This is a genomic window from Arenibacter palladensis, from assembly GCF_900129275.1.
Taxonomy (GTDB): Bacteria; Bacteroidota; Bacteroidia; order Flavobacteriales; family Flavobacteriaceae; genus Arenibacter; species Arenibacter palladensis.
Window position 1 is genome coordinate 283,344 of sequence record NZ_FQUX01000004.1, and the last position, 18,997, is coordinate 302,340.

Sequence of the window (18,997 nt, forward strand, 5' to 3'; positions counted from 1 at the left end):
GTAAGAAAAACTGAATTTTGATAAAATTGTGTAACGGACGTATATGTAGTAGCTTACCCCAATGGGGTAGTGATTCTGATAACGGTAATAGCAATGCAACCATCTATAAATGGTGTATTAAGTAATTTATTGTCCGTATTGTTAAATGTCATCATAAGAATAAAGAACCAAATGTAGTATTTTTGATTACCCAATCAAATGTTTTTGCGGATTTTTGCCAAATCATCAATTTTTACTAAAATATCTTATAGAATGAAGATTTTTAATGCCAAACAGATATACGAAGCTGATAAATTCACAATAGATAAGCAACAAATCACCAGTGAGCAGCTTATGGAAAGGGCTGCAATTCAGATTTTTAATTGGATGCATTCCCGAATGCAGGGTGCCCAGGCAAAAATTCTTTTGTTTTGCGGTATCGGCAACAATGGTGGGGATGGGCTGGTCCTTGCAAGGCATTTGAAGGATCACGATTACAATATCGAGGTTTTTGTTGTTAACTATAGCGAGCACAGGTCCAAGGATTTTTTAATAAACCTGGATAGACTAAAGGATAAAGGCGTCTGGCCCAATTTTCTAAATGAAGAATCGGAATTACCTGTTATTGGAAGAGATGATATTATTGTTGATGCTATTTTTGGGATAGGATTGAACAGGGTTCCTGATACTTGGGTGGTAAGGCTCATGCAGCACCTGAACAACTCCAATGCTTTTATTCTCTCAATAGATATGCCTTCCGGACTTTTTATGGAGGGCGGCCTCCCTAATACCGAAGCTGTAATAAAAGCAAATTACGTGCTTACTTTTCAAGTGCCTAAACTTGTTTTTTTCCTTCCGGAAACAGGTAAATATATGGATCATTGGGAGATTCTTGATATTGGTTTGGACCAGGAGTTTTTGTTTAAGTTACAGTCGAAATATGAGTTGATAGGTAAGAACGAAGTACTGACCATGTACCTTCCTAGAAAGAAATATTCCTATAAGGGCAGTTATGGCCATTCTTTGATTGTTGGCGGAAGTTACGGTAAGATCGGGGCAGTGGTTTTGGCAGCAAAAGGAAGTATGTTGGCCGGAAGCGGATTGGTTACCGCTTATGTGCCAAAATGTGGGTATTTGCCATTGCAAACGGCATTGCCCGAGGCCATGGTAATTACGGATAATGAAGAATTGGAAATATCAAAAATTGATTTCAGTATGCTCCCTACTGTTATCGGTATTGGGGTTGGCATTGGAACCACGGCAACTACGGTTAAGGCCTTTTCTGAATTTCTGAAGGGGAATAAACTGCCTTTGGTGATAGATGCTGACGGATTAAACATTCTTTCCAAGAATCAGGACTTATTAAAAGAAATGCCTCCCCAAACCGTTTTAACCCCGCATCCCAAGGAGTTGGAACGTATAATTGGGAACTGGGCAGATGATTTTGACAAGTTGAAAAAAGCAAAAGAGTTCTCTGAAAAATACGATTGTATTTTAGTGATAAAAGGGGCAAACACCGTTACTATATATAAGGATATGGGTTATGTAAATACCACTGGAAATCCAGGTATGGCCACAGGTGGAAGCGGTGATGTTCTAACAGGGGTAATCACGGGCTTGATTGCTCAGGGTTATTCTCCATTAAATGCTGCCATATTTGGGGTATACATCCATGGGAAAGCCGCGGATATAGCGGTGGAAAAATGTGGTTTTCAAGCCTTGATTGCCAGTGGCATATTGGATAATATTGGCCAGGCCTATTTGGATCTTTTTCAGACATCGGAGCCGGACGCGTCTGCCGGTGAAAGAGAATAACGGTGTGTCATTGCCAAGTACTATAATGACATACCGTTATTCTGCGTTGGATGTTCTTACGCGTCTTCTAACCCACATCAGGGCATTGTCCTGATCAATAAAGAATTTCATGGGTTTCTTATAAAACAGTCTCTCTATATTAAAGTTGTGCATGTCTATTTCCTTAATTGAAACTACTGCAAATGCCTTAATATTCTCTATTTCCCTAATTTGATTGTAAACCATTGGATCAATGGCATAGGAATTCTTTCTTAAACTTATATAGCCAAAGTTTTTATTTCTGAAATGTATTTCCATAATGCCTATAATTTGAAATACTCTTTCTTTGGTTATGGTGCTTCCTTCGTCAAAAATAGAAACCATGTAATCGTCAAATACCTGTACTTTTCCAATGTCCAGTTGATATTCTCGTACGATAATAGTCTTCTTGGGTCGTCCGACTTTCATTCTCCGTATTTTATATAGTGTGTCTGCAGCGAATGTAGAATTAAGTACAACTATTATGAAAATTATTAGATTAAAGACACTTTAATCGTTTATGTGGAGTAGAAATGGGGTCTCTGTGTTTTATTTCTTACAAAGCTTGGGGAATAAATAAAAAAAGGAGTAGCATTTTGCTACTCCTTTTTTGTGTTGATTATAGATGTCCAATTTAGGTTTTGGACGACTTTTCTGCTTTTTTGATCTTAATGGTGAGCTCTTCCTTGGCCTCATCAAGATCCATATGAATAGTATCGCCTTCCTCCAATTTGGAATTTACGATTTCTTCGGCCAGCGCATCTTCAATATATTTTTGAATAGCTCTCTTTAGTGGCCTAGCGCCGTATTGTTTGTCAAAGCCTTTTTCGGCAATATAATCCTTGGCCTTATCGGTTAACTGCAAATCATACCCAATATCCTTGATCCTGAGGTATAATTTCTTCAACTCAATATCGATAATCCTGTGGATATCCTCTCGTTCCAGGGCGTTAAATACAACTACGTCGTCTATTCTGTTCAAGAATTCCGGTGCAAAGGCTTTCTTCAAGGCGTTTTCGATGACACTTTTTTGATGTGTGTCCGCTTGGGCCTTTTTTGCGGAAGTTCCAAAACCAACCCCTTGGCCAAAATCCTTTAGCTGTCTTGCTCCAATGTTGGAGGTCATTATGATGATCGTATTTCTAAAATCGATCTTTCTACCAAGACTATCCGTTAAATAACCATCATCCAGCACTTGTAGAAGCATGTTGAATACATCTGGGTGTGCTTTTTCAATTTCATCCAATAGAATAACGGAATAGGGCTTACGGCGAACCTTTTCGGTTAACTGTCCACCTTCTTCATACCCAACATATCCCGGAGGTGCACCTACAAGTCTTGATATGGCAAATTTCTCCATATATTCACTCATGTCCACTCTGATCAAGGCGTCCTCGGAATCGAATAACTCCTTGGCCAGTATTTTGGCAAGTTGTGTTTTACCTACCCCTGTTTGCCCTAAAAAGATAAAGGAACCAATAGGTTTGTTGGGGTCTTTAAGACCTGCCCGGTTACGTTGGATCGCTTTGGCAACCTTGGCAACGGCTTCGTCCTGACCAATTACATTGCTCTTGATAAGTTTTGGCAATTCGGCCAATTTATTGCTTTCTGTTTGTGCAATCCTGTTTACGGGAATACCGCTCATCATGGAAACCACGTCAGCAACATTGTCCTCGGTAACGGTTTCTTTGTGGAGCTTACTGTCTTCCTCCCATCGTTCTTGGGCAATGGCCAAATCTTTTTCGATGCGTTTTTCATCATCCCTTAGTTTGGCGGCTTCCTCGTATTTCTGTTTTTTTACAACCGTATTTTTTAGTTCACGAACGTCTTCCAACTGTTTTTCCAGTTCCAAAATTTGTTTGGGTACATCCATGTTAACAATATGCACACGGGAACCTGCCTCGTCCAGGGCATCAATGGCCTTGTCCGGTAGATATCTATCCGTCATGTACCTATTGGTAAGTTTTACACAGGCAAGTATGGCCTCATCGGTGTAAATTACGTTGTGGTGATCTTCGTACTTACCTTTGATATTCTTTAGAATCTCAATGGTCTCGGTTACGGAAGTAGGCTCTACAATTACTTTTTGAAAACGCCTTTCCAGAGCACCATCTTTTTCTATGTATTGTCTGTACTCGTCCAAGGTAGTTGCTCCAATACATTGAATTTCACCTCTGGCAAGGGCCGGTTTAAACATATTGGAAGCATCCAAACTGCCTGTGGCGCCACCGGCACCAACAATAGTATGGATCTCATCGATGAACAGGATTACATCATCATTTTTTTCCAGTTCGTTCATGACCGCCTTCATTCGCTCTTCAAATTGGCCGCGGTATTTGGTACCGGCGACTAGAGAAGCCAAATCCAGGGTCACTACCCTTTTATTGTAAAGGATTCTGGAAACTTTTTTGTTGATTATCCTAAGGGCAAGTCCTTCGGCAATGGCACTTTTACCAACACCAGGCTCTCCTATTAGCAGAGGATTGTTCTTTTTTCTTCTGCTTAAAATTTGGGAAACCCTTTCAATTTCCTTTTCACGGCCCACAACGGGGTCCAATTTGTTCTCCTCTGCCATTTTGGTCAGGTCGCGACCAAAATTGTCCAATACAGGGGTTTTAGATTTTTTGCTACCTTTTTGCCCACTACCGGAAGTGCCAAAAGTGCCTTCTTTTTCTTCATTGGGCTCATCGGAATCGCTAGGAAAGGATTCCGAGGTAGGAGAATCTATATAATCGTCATCACTTGTTATCATTGATTTAAACTGGTCTTTTACTCCATCATAGTCCACTTTTAGCTTATGCAGTAATTTTGTGGTAGGGTCGTTTTCATTACGCAAAATACATAGTAATAAATGAGCCGTATTGATAGATGAGCTTTGAAATAATTTAGCTTCTAAAAATGTTGTTTTCAGTGCACGCTCCGCCTGTCTGGTCAGATGCAGGTTCTTTTTGTCCTTTTGTGCAGCGCCAGCATTCGGATTGGCGGGACTTAATATCTCCACTTTTCTTCTCAAGTGATCCAAGTCCACGTCCAATGCGTCTAAAATGCTTATTGCTTTTCCATTACCGTCTCGCAGTAATCCCAGCATTAAATGCTCGGTTCCAATGAAGTCGTGGCCTAATCTTAAGGCCTCTTCCTTACTGTAAGCAATAACATCTTTTACTCTAGGGGAAAAATTGTCGTCCATAAAATATCCTTTCAACTTTAAAAATAGTAAATCTATATCAATCTATGGCAAATACTATACCTAATATTCGTTAAACGTGTTCGATTTGCCGAAATAAGCCATTATTTGCGAAAAAATTAACAATCAAATCGTTATCCGTAGCTCATATTTGAAGTGTTAATAAATTCTTCACAAAAGTATGTCTTAAGTACTTGTATAGTATCGATTTTACGTATATTGTCCTGCTTTTTTAACTAAAAATAAATAGAAGATTTTAAATGGCAGAAGGAGAAAAATTAATTCCGATTAACATTGAAGATGAAATGAAATCTGCCTACATTGATTATTCAATGTCGGTCATTGTGTCACGTGCCCTGCCAGATGTTAGGGATGGTTTAAAGCCAGTGCATAGAAGGGTTTTGTTCGGAATGCATGAGTTAGGTGTTAGATCTAATAGTGCCCATAAGAAATCCGCGCGTATAGTCGGGGAAGTATTAGGTAAGTATCATCCACACGGAGATACTTCTGTTTATGATTCCATGGTCCGTATGGCCCAGGAATGGAGTTTAAGGTATATGCTGGTCGATGGCCAGGGAAACTTTGGTTCCGTTGATGGTGACAGTCCTGCAGCGATGCGTTATACGGAGGCCCGTATGCGTAAAATTGCAGATGATATGTTGGCCGATATAGATAAGGATACTGTAGATCATCAGCTCAATTTTGATGATTCCTTGCAGGAGCCAACCGTACTGCCTACCAGGATACCTAATTTATTGATCAATGGGGCTTCCGGTATTGCGGTAGGTATGGCAACGAATATGCCGCCACATAACCTTTCTGAAGTAGTGGACGGTACCGTAGCCTATATTGACAATAACGATATTGAAATCGATGAGCTTATTACCCATATCAAGGCTCCTGATTTTCCAACAGGTGGTATAATCTATGGTTATGACGGGGTTAAGGAGGCTTTCCATACCGGACGTGGTCGTGTGGTAATGAGGGCAAAAGCCAGTTTTGAAGAGGTTCAGGGACGGGAGAGTATCGTTGTGACTGAAATTCCATATCAGATCAATAAGGCGGACATGATCAAGAAGACTGCCGATTTGATCAATGAGAAAAAGATAGATGGTATTTCTACCATTAGGGATGAGTCCGATAGGAACGGTATGCGTATCGTATATATCCTGAAAAGGGACGCTATTCCAAATATCGTCCTAAATACATTGTATAAATACACTTCGTTACAGTCTTCGTTTAGTGTCAATAATATAGCCTTGGTAAAAGGAAGGCCACAATTGTTGAACGTTAAGGAGATGATCCACTATTTTGTGGAGCACCGTCATGAAGTGGTTGTAAGGCGTACGGAGTTTGAGCTTAAGAAAGCCGAAGACAGGGCGCACATCCTAGAAGGACTTATAATAGCTTCGGATAATATAGACGAGGTAATTGCGATCATAAGAGCTTCTTCCAATGCAGATGAGGCAAGGGAAAAGCTTATGGAGCGCTTTAAACTTAGTGAAATTCAAGCCAAGGCCATTGTTGAAATGCGTTTACGCCAATTGACAGGTCTGGAGCAGGATAAATTAAGGTCGGAATACGAGGAAATAATCTTGACCATTGCCGATTTAAAGGATATCCTGGCCAAGAAAGAGCGAAGGATGCAGATCATTAAGGATGAGTTACTGGAGGTTAAGGACAAATACGGTGATAACCGGCGTTCCGAAATAAATTTTGCCGGTGGAGACCTAAGTATGGAGGATATGATTCCGGATGAGCAGGTGGTAATTACCATTTCCCATGCCGGTTATATCAAAAGAACACCACTTACCGAATATAAGACCCAAAACAGGGGAGGTGTGGGTCAAAAAGCATCTTCCACCAGAAATGAAGATTTCTTGGAACATCTATTCGTGGGTACCAACCACCAATATATGTTGTTCTTTACCCAGAAGGGTAAATGTTTCTGGATGCGTGTCTATGAAATTCCAGAGGGAACCAAAACTTCCAAAGGACGTGCTATCCAAAACTTGATCAATATTGAGAATGATGATATGGTGAAAGCCTTCATCTGTACCCAGGATCTAAAGGATGAGGAATATGTAAACAGCCATTATGTTATTATGGCCACTAAAAAGGGTATCGTTAAAAAGACCTCATTGGAGCAATACTCAAGACCAAGACAGAATGGTATCAATGCGATTAGTGTTCGTGAGGACGATGAACTTTTGGAAGCTAAACTTACCACTGGTTCAAGTCAGATATTCCTAGGTTTAAAATCTGGTAAGGCCATTAGGTTCGAAGAGGTGAAGACTAGACCAATGGGTAGAAATGCCTCCGGTGTTCGCGGCATTACTTTGGCGCATGATAAGGATGAGGTAATCGGTATGGTGGCCGTACATAATTTTGAAGAGGAAATATTGGTGGTCTCCGAGAATGGATATGGTAAACGTTCCAGTATTGAAGACTATAGAATTACCAATAGAGGAGGTAAAGGGGTGAAGACCATTTCCATTACCGACAAAACTGGTGGATTGGTAGCCATTAAAAATGTTTCGGACTCTGATGACTTAATGATAATCAATAAATCCGGTATTGCAATTAGGATGAGTGTTGAGGATTTAAGGGTAATGGGTAGGGCAACTCAGGGTGTTCGACTCATTAATATTAAAGGCAACGATTCTATTGCCGCAGTGGCCAAAGTGATGAAGGACGAGGATGAATTGGATGATATTAAAACCTTGGAGGTAGATGCCAAAGAAGAAGATGGCACGGCTCTTGATAATGATAGTGCGGAAACCAAAGAATAACATTTAAACACTAATAAGTAAATTTAATTTGAAATGAAAACAAATATTTTAATACTCTCGGCTATGTTCTTTTCGGTGGTCGGAATTGCTCAAAAGGATGAGATAAAAACGGCTGATAAGGCGTTAAAGTCGGGCGATGCCATGGCTGCTAAAACAGCATTGGACGGTGCGTCTTCACTAATTGCTAGTGCGGATGAAAAAATGCAGGCCCAATATTACTTTTTAAGGGGAAGTGCTTATGCCGAATTGGCTAAAAAAGGTACTGCCGGTGCTTTTGATGAAGCTATTTCTTCCTTTAAAAAAGTAAGTGAAGTAGAAGAGAAAAGTGGAAAGTCCAAATACGGACCGGATGCCAAGGAAAGACTTTCTGGTATGACTGCCGATCTTATCAACTCCGCTGTGGAAGATAACAACAACAAGAAATACGATGAAGCGGCCGATAAACTGTATATGGGTTATCAATTAAGTCCTCAGGATACTGTTTACCTTTATTACGCAGCCAGTAGTGCTGTAAATGGAGGGCATTATGAGAAAGCCCTTAAATTTTACAACGAGTTAAAGGATTTGGGTTATGATGGAGGCGGAATGGTCTACAAGGCCACCAATGTTTCTACCGGAGAGGTAGAGGAAATGGAGAAAACCCAAAGAGAGCTAATGGTTAAATCCGGAGCTTACAAAGATCCAGTAGACGAGAAGACACCTTCAAAAACTACAGAGATCGTTAAAAATATTGCTTTGATTTATACTCAATTGGGTCAGGATGATAAAGCCTTGGATGCCTATAAGGATGCTAGGGCAAAAGATCCAAAGGATGTGAACTTGATTCTGAACGAGGCCAATCTTTACTATAAGATGGGGGATAAGGAGAAATTCAAGGCTTTAATGGCAGAAGCTTCCGAGGTTGCTCCGGATAACCCCGATTTGTTCTACAATGTTGGTGTTATCAATATGGAACAAGGAAATATCGAAGATGCCAGAAAGGCTTATAAGAGAGCTATCGAAATTAACCCAGGCTATGTGAATGCGCAATTGAATCTTTCTACCACCTATGTTAATGAGGGTAATGGCTTGATAGATGAAATGAATTCGCTTGGGAATTCTAAAAAGGATATCGCAAGATATGATGAATTGAAGGAGAAAAAGGATAGTTTGTTCCGTGATGGGGCCATAATCTTGGAAGATGCCTTAAAACTGAACCCGGACAATCAAAGTATTCTTTCCCAATTAAAGAATATTTATGGTGCCTTAGGGGATAATGAAAACTTCTTGCGCCTTAAAAAGCTTAGTGGGGAGTAATACCATATTGCAACAAAATTCTAAAAGGGCTATCAAAATTGATAGCCCTTTTTTTATATGATTTTTTTGATTACCCTTAGTTTATGGGTGTAGGTATTTGTTTCGGTGTTGAAAATTCCAGTATGGTCTATCCGGTCTATTCTTACCTTGCCAAAGGAATGGATAACATAGTTGTTTTCCATGATTATCCCTACATGATCTATAATACCGTCATTATTGTCGAAAAAGGCCAGATCCCCGGGTTCACTTTCTTCAATAAAACTCAAAGCCTCACCTTGGGTAGATTGTTGTTGGGCTCCCCTGAGTAATCGATAACCATTTGTTTTGTAGGCCATTTGGGTAAATCCCGGACCGTCAATTCCAAAAGTGGTTTTTCCTCCCCATAGGTAAGGTGCGTTTAAATAGAGAAGGGCTTTGTTTAGGACTTGGTCTTTGTCTTGTTTTCCTATTGTAAATGAGCCGTCGAATTTGTGGTTTAAGGGGCAGTTTTGCGGTATGCTGGAACCTAAAACAATAGGGAGCAGTACGTTGTGTTCTGTTTCTATAAATGAAATTAGTTCGGAAGATACTTTTGTGGATTCCACACTTTCCATTTCCTTATATAGTTCTTCATCGATAAGGGTAAACTGCTGATTGCTGACCCAGCCTTCAAAATTATCAAAAGCATTGCGGATCTTGCTCCATTTTTTTCTTTGGTCCAATACCTTGAAATGTTCCCCGTACAAAAGCTGGGAAACCATTTCGCTGGTGTCGTCTGCAACGGAACGTATTGGGACAATACTAAGGTGGCAAATACCGTATTGCATGGGCTTGCTTTACAAGAACTTATTAATTTCTTTCTATAATTATTGCAGAAGCGCCACCGCCACCATTACATATGGCCGCTGCTCCTATTTTTGCTTTATTTTGATCCAGTACGTTGAGTAATGTAATAATGATTCTTGCTCCCGAACAACCCAAGGGGTGACCCAAAGAAACGGCACCGCCATTCACATTTACATTCTTATCGGTAAGGCCAAGGATTTTCATGTTGGCCAAGCCAACCACGGAAAAGGCTTCGTTAAATTCAAAATAATCCACATCTTCCATGTCTATGCCGGCTTTGGTCAGTGCTTTAGGAAGGGCTTTTGCCGGTGCCGTTGTGAACCATTTGGGTTCCTGGGCCGCATCTGCATAGCTTTTTATGGTGGCCAAAGGCTTCAACCCTAATTCTTTCGCTTTTTCACTGCTCATTAGTACCAAAGCCGCTGCACCATCATTAATAGTTGAAGCATTGGCTGCCGTTACCGTACCATCCTTGGAAAATGCGGGACGCAAACCTGGGATCTTGTCCAGTTTAACATTTTTAAATTCTTCATCTTCGGTTACCAGTATGGGTTCGCCTCTTCTTTGTGGAACTTCCACGGGTACAACTTCATTGGCAAATTTTCCACTTGCCCATGCATCTGCAGATCTCTGGTAGGATTGTATAGCAAATCGATCTTGGTCTTCCCTGCTAAATTTGTATTCAGTGGCGCAGGCGTCCGCACATGTACCCATAGCCTGTTGGTCATAAGCGTCCACAAGCCCATCTTTTTGCATGCCGTCGATCATTGTGGCAGGACCAAATTTTTGGCCACTCCTTAAATGAATATAATGGGGTATTAGGCTCATATTTTCCATACCCCCGGCAACAACGATATGGTTGTCTCCCAAGGCTATGGACTGGGCTGCCATCATTACCGATTTCATTCCCGAGGCACAGACCTTGTTGACTGTGGTACAGGGGACCGTATTGGGTATGCCGGCATAAATGGCTGCTTGTCTTGCTGGTGCCTGACCGGTTCCTGCCTGAACAACATTACCCATGAGAACCTCCTCCACTTTGGAAGGGTCCAATTTAATTTTACGCAATGCACCCTTAATGGCAATAGCGCCAAGTTCAGGTGCCGGAATGGTGGACAATGCTCCCATAAAACTTCCTATGGGTGTTCTAACTGCGGAAACGATCACAACATCTTTCATCAAGTTCATTTTTATTATCTGCGAATTTAATAAATTAATGCGCAATGAGATGTGCAACGGTAGAATATTCCATGTTATTTATGAATTTACAATTGCATTTTAGGCATAGGTAGAAGGCGAAATATAGCCTATGCTTATTGGTGAAAATTGATAAGTTGGTTTCAAATATGGTGTTATTTGGGTAAAGTATCATTTTAAGTTTATATTTTTCTATTTTTGACTATATAACTTTCCGTATGCGCACTTTTTTGGACAGCCTTTATAAAAACCATTCCCTGGTTTATAAGTATCTCTTATATTTCTCTGCTGTTTTTTTTATTGTATTCTTTTTTCCACGCGGCGGAAAGTTTAAGTACGAATACCAAAAAGGAAAGCCTTGGCAATACAATAATTTCTATGCTCCTTTTGATTTTTCCATAAATAAGGGCGAGGAGGAAATAACTAAGGAAAAGGCGAAAATAGAAAGCAATCATATAGACTACTATTATTATGATTCCAGTATTGTAGCGGAAGTGGACAGTACCATTAGGAAGGAGTTGGGCAATGTTTTCAATTCCTCCAGTCTTGACAAAAATGAACAGGAAAGGATTCAAAGGGTTGCCAACGACGTTTTGGAGGAGCTGTATACCAATGGTATTCTATCTAAAATTGAAAGGAGGAGCACTAAGAATAGTCTATACGTTGTCAAGAATAATGAAGCCACAAAATTAAATTTTGATGATGTCTATAGTTTATCGGAGGTAGAGGGTGTTATTAGGAAAAAACTGGCCCAAAACAACTTGTCGGTTTATGAGCCTTCCTTTCAGGAAGTGTTCTTCAATTTTATAAAGCCCAATGTTAGTTTTGATGCCGATTTGTCCAATAAGGAGCTGGAGTCCGAATATTCAAAGATTTCCTATACGTTGGGGAATGTAGACGAGGGCAAGCTCATCATTGCCAAAGGGGAGGTAGTGGAGCAGGATGATGTTAGGGTGTTGGATTCGTTGAAAAGTGAGTTTGAGTCGGAATTATGGGAAGAAAATAATCAATATTATATACTGTTCGGCTATACCGTGTTGGTCGCCATGGTGTTGATGATGTTTTTTCTATTTCTTAAAAAATATCGACCGGAAATCTTTAGGGACAATACAAAGGTAACCTTCATTATTGTCAATATTCTCATCATGGTATTTTTGACCACCATGGTAGTGAAATATGATGTTGAGTATGTTTTTGTGGTTCCTTTATGTATTCTACCCTTGGTACTCAAGACATTTTTTGATGCACGTTTGGGGCTCTTTGTGCATGTTCTTACCGTCCTAATATTAGGTTTTGTGGTGCCCAACAGTTTTGAATACATTTTTCTCCAAACTTTGGCAGGAATTGTTACCATCTTGTCCGTATCCGAACTATATAAAAGGGCTAATTTGTTTATTTCCGTAGGCCAGATAACCCTGATCTATATAATTGGTTATTTTGCTTTTCATATGATTCATGAGGGTAACCTGGAAGATGTACACTGGATGGCATTTGGGTATTTTTTCTTGAATGGTATGATTACGCTGTTTGTTCAGCCATTGATTTATATTCATGAAAAAATATTTGGGTTGGTATCCGATGTTTCCTTGTTGGAATTGTCCGATACCAATTCCAAATTATTAAAGGAGTTGTCCAATAAGGCTCCGGGGACTTTTCATCATTCCCTTCAGGTAGCTAATTTGGCGGAAGCGGCAGCGAACGAAATAGGGGCTAATGCCATGCTGGTTAGGGTAGGGGCGCTGTACCATGATATTGGGAAAATGAACAATCCTACCTATTTCACGGAAAACCAGGTAACCAATGTAAACCCACACGATGACCTTGAGCCCATAGATGCCGCGGCAATAATTATTAACCATGTCATTGAAGGTATAGAAATAGCAAGGAAGAATAAGGTACCGGATCGTGTAATAGATTTTATTCGTACCCATCATGGAACTTCATTGGTCTTTTATTTTTACAAAAAACAGGAGGCCTTGGAAGGGGAGGTAAATGAAGAAGATTTTAGATATCCCGGACCGATTCCTTTTTCGAAGGAAACCGCTATTTTAATGATGGCCGATTCTGTGGAAGCAGCTTCCAAGAGTCTAAAGAATCCTACTTTTTTGATAATCGATGAATTCGTGGAAAGGATCATTGAAGGCCAAATCAAGGCCGGCCAGTTTTTAAATGCCAATATTACCTTCAAGGAAATAGAAGCTGTTAAGAAGATTTTAAAACAGAAATTGGTGAATATTTATCATTTACGGGTAGAATATCCAGAGTAGTTGGTTTTTTGGAATAGTTTGAAGCTTAATTAGATAAGTAGAATAAATGGCCAATTAGGAAGAACGTGTAAAAAAAAATTGAAAAATTGTTGCGTTCTTATGAATGAAAAAGTACATTTGCAACCGCATTTTTAATGCGTGAGCTTTAAAATTATTGGAGAGGTGCCGGAGTGGTAACGGAGCAGATTGCTAATCTGTCGACGGGTAACTGTCGCCAGGGTTCGAGTCCCTGTCTCTCCGCTTTTTTTTAGAGTGGTATTATTGAGGTGGTTTTAACCATTCTCGGGGTGTAGCGTAGCCCGGTTATCGCGCCGCGTTTGGGACGCGGAGGTCGCAGGTTCGAATCCTGCCACCCCGACCAAGAAAATCCGATCATGTAAATGATCGGATTTTTTGTTTTTAACGGTATAGTGCCAAGGGCACTTAAACCGAGAAAAACAAAAAAGACGTACAGGCGCCAGCCTGTCTCGGAATATCTTGAGCACCGCCCCCCAAACAGGATCACCGAACGCAGTGAGGTAATCTTGCATTGGGATTCTAATTTTTCCTTTTGCCACTGGGCACTTAAACCGAGAAAAACAAAAAAGACGTACAGCCACTGGGCTGCATCGGATTATCTTGAGTACTGCCCACCTAACAGGTTCACCGAGCACAGCGAGGTAATCCTGCAAGCAACTGGACGTATAGCTGTAATTCTTTTTGGTGAGATGGATATGAAATGTTGAAAAACCTATATGGTACGTTTTATTGTAGCATTTTACGATAGTAACAGTAAAACCACTTATATTCGCAGCTCGAAGATGAAATTCATAAGGACACATATCAACTTAAAATTGTTTTGGTTTTTGATGGCACTGCACATCTTGAACCTTAGTGTGGATGTGCAAGATCCTCAACCTGAAGGTGTTCCTGAAGATTTGAGTTACAACGATATGGAAAGTGTCGTAGAGATTATATTGGAACAAGTCTTGGGTATTGAAAATGCCATTCCTGAATATGAAGAAGATGATTCTGGTCACAATGTAATAGTCAAGAGCAATTTTCAACCTATATTTTATCAACAGCAACTAGCAATGGATTTTATGTTGGATAATGGCGATATTGCTATTAAGCACAACATGTTTTTATATTTCGACAATTATTCTGAACAATTTCATCCCGAAATAGTTCCTCCTCCGCCCAAGGCATAATTCTTCATTTTTATTGGTAAACTTAGGACTGATTCCTTAGGTGAATACTGTGTTTTACAGTTCTCGCCCTTAAGGTGATTACCGTTTGCCTATTCCTACATTTAGGAAAAACTTCCTGATTACATTTTATTTATTCCATAAAATCTATTAACAATGAAGAATTTTATATTGTTTTTGGGTATGGCTGCTATTGTAATATTGGCATCCTGCTCATCAAAAAACAAAGAAACCAGTAAAGAGCAAACGTTTTTAACAATAATGCCTTTAGTAAAGGATACTGTTTATACGCACGAACATATTGCGGAAATTAATGCCTTTCAAAATGTGGCACTACGCTCACGCGTTGGCGGGATTATCGAATCCCTACAGGTAGACGAAGGGCATACGGTGAATAAAGGACAAATACTTTTTACTATTAACAACAGGCAATTTTTGCAAGACTTGCAAAGGGCAAAAGCGATCGTAAAAAAGGTGCAATCAGAGCTCAATGCTTCAGAAATAGAGTTGAAAGGCTCTGCGAAGTTATTGGAAAAGGATTACATTTCGCAGCCGGAATATGACCTTGCAGTTGCTAAAGTTGATGCCCTAAAAGCTGAATTGGAAGAAACACAATCAGAGGAGGCACAAGCACAGCTCAACTTCTCTTTTACTCAGATAAAAGCTCCCTTTGATGGCATTATTAACCGCATTCCCAACAGAGAGGGCAGTGTTTTGGATGAAGGTACTTTGCTGACAACAATATCCAATAACAAGAATGTCTTTGCTTATTTCAATGTTTCAGAAATTGATTATTTGAAATACATAATGTCTAAAGACAATGGGGAAACTAAAGAAGTTTCTTTGATATTAGCTGACGGAACTCCATATCCTTATACAGGAATCATCGAAACTATCGAAAGTGAATTTAACAAAAATACGGGAACCATTGCATTTAGAGCTATATTTCCAAATCCAGATAATATCCTAAAACACGGTGCGACAGGAAAAGTACAAATAAACAGCAGCCTTAAGAATGCACTACTTATTCCACAGAAAGCTACTTTCAACCGTCAGGATGAACTTTGCGTTTTTGTGGTAGATGATACGAATACAATTCAAGTTCGAAAAATTACTCCCTCGCTTCGGTTACCAAATCTTTTTGCCATTAAAAAGGGCTTGTCTCCCAAAGACAAAATCCTTTTTGAAGGCATCCAGCACGTCAAAGAAGGAGACAAGGTAATTCCAGAAGTGGTTTCATTTTCAAACATAGTAACTAACCTATAAAATTTAAAACTATGAAAATGAATATCATAAATCGCCCCATACTGGCGATAGTCATCTCATTGATTATACTTTTTCTGGGCATACTATCGCTTTTCCAATTACCTATGGCACTATATCCCTCGGTGGCTCCGCCAGAAGTAAACGTTGAAGTAGAATACCAAGGTGCCAATGCCGAAACCGTAGCAAAGTCTGCCATAGAACCACTGGAACGAGCCATTAACGGTGTGCCCAATATGAAATATATGAGCAGTAATATTGGTAGTGACGGTGTAGGTATCGTTCAAATAATTTTTGAAACTGGAACCGACATCAATGATGCGGCCGTAAATGTTCAAAACCGAATAACGGACGTAATGGGGGAACTTCCGCCAGAAGTCATAGAACGAGGTGTTTTGATCGGGAAAGAAACCAATGCCATTTTAATGTACATCAACATATTTAGTGAGGACACTGAAATGACGGAAAAATTCATCCATAATTTTGCCGATTTAAATATTCTAACAGAATTAAAACGAGTTAAAGGCGTTGGTTTTGCCAATATTTTGGGAGCAAAGGAATACGCTATGCGTATTTGGGTAAAACCTGATAGAATGCTGGCCTATAACATTACTACAGACGACATATTGGATGCCTTGGAGGAGCAAAATTTAGAAGCATCTCCTGGTAAAATTGGTGAGAATTCCGATAAATCAGAAGATTCTGACCTTCAGTATATCTTACGTTACTCAGGGAGATTCAACTCTGAAGAACAATATGAGAACATTCCGATAAAATCAACCGAAGAAGGTGAAATTTTACGAATGAAAGATGTTGCGGACATAGAGTTCGGTACAGAATATTTTGATGTTGAAGCCAAATTCAATGGCAAACCAGCGGCCTCGATTATTCTTAAACAATTACCGGGAACCAATGCTAGGGAAGTTATAGACGATGTCAAAAAACGTATGGAAGAACTAAAGGAAACCATGTTTCTTGAAAAGATGGACTATGAAGTAAGTTACGACATATCCCGATTTATGGATGCTTCGATACATGAAGTTATTAAAACCTTCATTGAAGCCTTGCTTCTTGTTACCCTAGTCGTTTTTCTTTTTCTACAAAATTGGAGAGCAACTTTAATTCCTATTCTTGCCGTACCCGTTTCCATTGTCGGTACTTTTTTCTTTATGCAATTTTTCGGTTTTTCCCTTAACCTGATTACGCTCTTTGCTTTGGTTATGGTAATTGGTATTGTGGTGGATGATTCAATTGTAGTAGTAGAAGCCGTGCACGCCAAAATGGAACGCTATAAGGTGAGTGCCAAGGATGCTACTAAATCTGCTATGAAAGAAATTAGCGGGGCTATTATATCTATAACTTTGGTAATGTCGGCCGTATTTGTTCCCGTAGCTTTTATGAGTGGGCCTACAGGTGTTTTCTTCCGTCAGTTTTCGCTGACTATGGCCATTGCGATTGTGTTATCCGGTATTGTAGCACTTACATTGGCTCCTGCCCTGTGCTCTCTATTGTTGAAACATCCGAGCGCAGAAAAGAAAACACTTTTTAGTAATTTCTTTTTAAAATTCAACCACTTATATGAAAGTTTGGAAGTTAAATACAAAAACCTTCTGAATAGAATTATCAATAGGAAAGTAATGACTTGGGGTATTTTGGTGGCCTTTGTTATAGGCACGGGTATTTTTGGAAACATTCTTCGAACTGGGTTTATTCCGAATGAAGACCAAGGAATGTTTTATGTAAATATTTTAACACCCCCCGGTTCTACCTTGGAACGCACAAAAAAGGTGGTTAACGAATTTGCTGCAGAAGTCGAAAACATTGAAGAAATAGAGAGTATTTCTTCTTTGGCCGGTGTCAACATACTCTCTGATGGTACAGGTGCAACTTATGGCAGTTTCCTCATCAACTTAAAAGAATGGAGTGAACGCAATGCTACGGTTACGGTGATAATAGCCCATCTTAAAGAAAAAACAGCCCACATTAAAGACGCTGAGATAGAGTTTTTTCCACCTCCTCCTGTCCCAGGATATGGAAATGCTAGTGGTTTTGAGGTAAAACTGCTTGATAAAGCAGGTAGAAACGACCTGAAAGCTATGAAAACTGTTACACAACAGTTTATTGAAGACCTGAACAATCGACCTGAAATAGGCAATAGTTTTACTATTTTCAATGCAAACATACCTCATTACGACTTAAATGTTGATTATGATAAAGCCGCCCAAAAAGGAGTTACGGTCAACAATGCTATGAGTACGCTTTCGACTCTTGTAGGAAGTGAATACGCTTCTAACTTTGTTAAATTTGGTAAGACCTACAAGGTAATGGTCCAAGCTCTACCGGAATATCGGGCAAACCCTGAAGACATTTTAAATTTCAGAGTCAAGAATGATAGAGATGAAATGGTACCGCTTTCAAATTTTATAACACTTGAAAAATCCTTTGGTGTAGATCAAATAAATCGTCACAATATGTATTTTGCGGCTGCGCTAAATGGCGAGGAAGCTCCTGGATATAGTAGTGGTGATGCTTTAAAGGCCATACAAGAGGTTGCCGATGAAAAATTGCCAAGAGGTTATGATATTGCTTGGTCAGGAATTTCTTATGACGAGGCCAATGCAGGAAACCAAGGCCTTGTAATTTTCTTTATCTGTTTGTTCTTTATATACCTGATTTTGTCAGGACAATATGAAAGTTTTTTGCTTCCATTACCTGTAATTCTATCGCTACCAACGGGAATTTTCGGAGCATTTTTTATGCTCACCATATTAGGGTTGGAAAACAATATCTATGCTCAAATCGCCATGGTTATGCTCATAGGTCTATTGGGTAAAAACGCCATTTTAATTGTGGAGTTTGCAGCTCAAAAACACAGTGAAGGATCAACAGCACTACAGGCCGCCATTGAAGGTGCTAAACTGCGGTTACGCCCTATTTTAATGACATCACTTGCTTTCATGGCTGGGTTACTGCCTTTGGTACTGGCCTCTGGAGCAGGAGCCATTGGTAATAGAACCATTGGAACAGCTGCTTTTGGAGGTATGTTGTTCGGTACCGTTTTCGGAGTAATCGTCATACCGGGGCTGTTTTTCGTTTTTGCCAAAATATCCGAAAAATTCAACGGAAACAGAAAGGATGGAAATCCTATTAAGGAAACATTATAAAAATAAAAAA

11 protein-coding genes and 2 tRNA genes are annotated in these 18,997 nt (G+C 39.7%); 9 read left to right on the top strand and 4 right to left on the bottom strand.

The window, feature by feature from the left end:
• Positions 1–252 precede the first annotated feature (252 nt).
• Entirely contained in the window at positions 253–1,794 is a 1,542-nt protein-coding gene (locus tag BUA60_RS13515) for a bifunctional ADP-dependent NAD(P)H-hydrate dehydratase/NAD(P)H-hydrate epimerase (protein WP_072862482.1), read from the top strand.
• Positions 1,795–1,830: 36 nt separating this feature from the next.
• Here the strand turns inward: BUA60_RS13515 and BUA60_RS13520 are convergent, their stop codons facing one another.
• Together BUA60_RS13520 and BUA60_RS13525 are read right to left on the bottom strand one after the other, a co-directional pair.
• The gene (locus BUA60_RS13520) at positions 1,831–2,241 is read right to left on the bottom strand and encodes an STAS/SEC14 domain-containing protein (protein ID WP_072862484.1); all 411 of its coding nucleotides are present in this window, start codon (positions 2,239–2,241) and stop codon (positions 1,831–1,833) included.
• A 205-nt stretch (positions 2,242–2,446) separates the two neighbouring features.
• Positions 2,447–4,999 carry an ATP-dependent Clp protease ATP-binding subunit gene (locus tag BUA60_RS13525; RefSeq protein WP_072862741.1) on the bottom strand — a complete coding sequence of 851 codons (2,553 nt, stop codon included), beginning with the start codon at positions 4,997–4,999 and terminating at the stop codon, positions 2,447–2,449.
• Positions 5,000–5,256: 257 nt separating this feature from the next.
• On the opposite strand from BUA60_RS13525, the gene gyrA reads away from it, so the two are divergent.
• Together gyrA and BUA60_RS13535 are read left to right on the top strand one after the other, a co-directional pair.
• Entirely contained in the window at positions 5,257–7,788 is a 2,532-nt protein-coding gene (gene gyrA, locus BUA60_RS13530) for a DNA gyrase subunit A (protein ID WP_072862485.1), read from the top strand.
• Between the two features lie 33 nt (positions 7,789–7,821).
• The gene (locus tag BUA60_RS13535) at positions 7,822–9,084 is read left to right on the top strand and encodes a tetratricopeptide repeat protein (RefSeq protein WP_072862487.1); all 1,263 of its coding nucleotides are present in this window, start codon (positions 7,822–7,824) and stop codon (positions 9,082–9,084) included.
• Positions 9,085–9,137: 53 nt separating this feature from the next.
• Here BUA60_RS13535 and BUA60_RS13540 read toward each other — a convergent pair whose 3' ends face one another.
• Together BUA60_RS13540 and BUA60_RS13545 are read right to left on the bottom strand one after the other, a co-directional pair.
• A complete protein-coding gene (locus BUA60_RS13540; protein ID WP_072862489.1) occupies positions 9,138–9,890 on the bottom strand; it encodes a C40 family peptidase in 753 nt (250 codons plus the stop codon).
• 22 nt (positions 9,891–9,912) lie between these two features.
• The gene (locus BUA60_RS13545) at positions 9,913–11,088 is read right to left on the bottom strand and encodes an acetyl-CoA C-acyltransferase (RefSeq protein ID WP_072862743.1); all 1,176 of its coding nucleotides are present in this window, start codon (positions 11,086–11,088) and stop codon (positions 9,913–9,915) included.
• Positions 11,089–11,324: 236 nt separating this feature from the next.
• Here BUA60_RS13545 and BUA60_RS13550 point away from each other — a divergent pair, with 236 nt between their 5' ends.
• The 6 genes from BUA60_RS13550 to BUA60_RS13575 all read left to right on the top strand — a co-directional run bounded on the left by BUA60_RS13550 (position 11,325) and on the right by BUA60_RS13575 (position 18,987).
• Positions 11,325–13,373 (top strand): HD family phosphohydrolase, encoded by a 2,049-nt coding sequence (locus BUA60_RS13550; protein ID WP_072862491.1) that lies wholly within the window; start codon positions 11,325–11,327, stop codon positions 13,371–13,373.
• 156 nt (positions 13,374–13,529) lie between these two features.
• Positions 13,530–13,613: transfer RNA gene (locus BUA60_RS13555), tRNA-Ser, on the top strand.
• A gap of 43 nt (positions 13,614–13,656) precedes the next feature.
• Positions 13,657–13,734 (top strand) — tRNA-Pro (locus tag BUA60_RS13560).
• A 373-nt stretch (positions 13,735–14,107) separates the two neighbouring features.
• Positions 14,108–14,563, top strand: a complete 456-nt coding sequence (locus tag BUA60_RS13565; protein ID WP_072862493.1) for a hypothetical protein — start codon at positions 14,108–14,110, stop codon at positions 14,561–14,563.
• Between the two features lie 153 nt (positions 14,564–14,716).
• Positions 14,717–15,826 carry an efflux RND transporter periplasmic adaptor subunit gene (locus BUA60_RS13570; protein ID WP_072862494.1) on the top strand — a complete coding sequence of 370 codons (1,110 nt, stop codon included), beginning with the start codon at positions 14,717–14,719 and terminating at the stop codon, positions 15,824–15,826.
• Positions 15,827–15,837: 11 nt separating this feature from the next.
• Positions 15,838–18,987: an efflux RND transporter permease subunit gene (locus BUA60_RS13575; RefSeq protein ID WP_072862496.1), complete on the top strand. Its 3,150-nt coding sequence runs from the start codon at positions 15,838–15,840 to the stop codon at positions 18,985–18,987.
• The last annotated feature ends 10 nt before the right edge of the window (positions 18,988–18,997 follow it).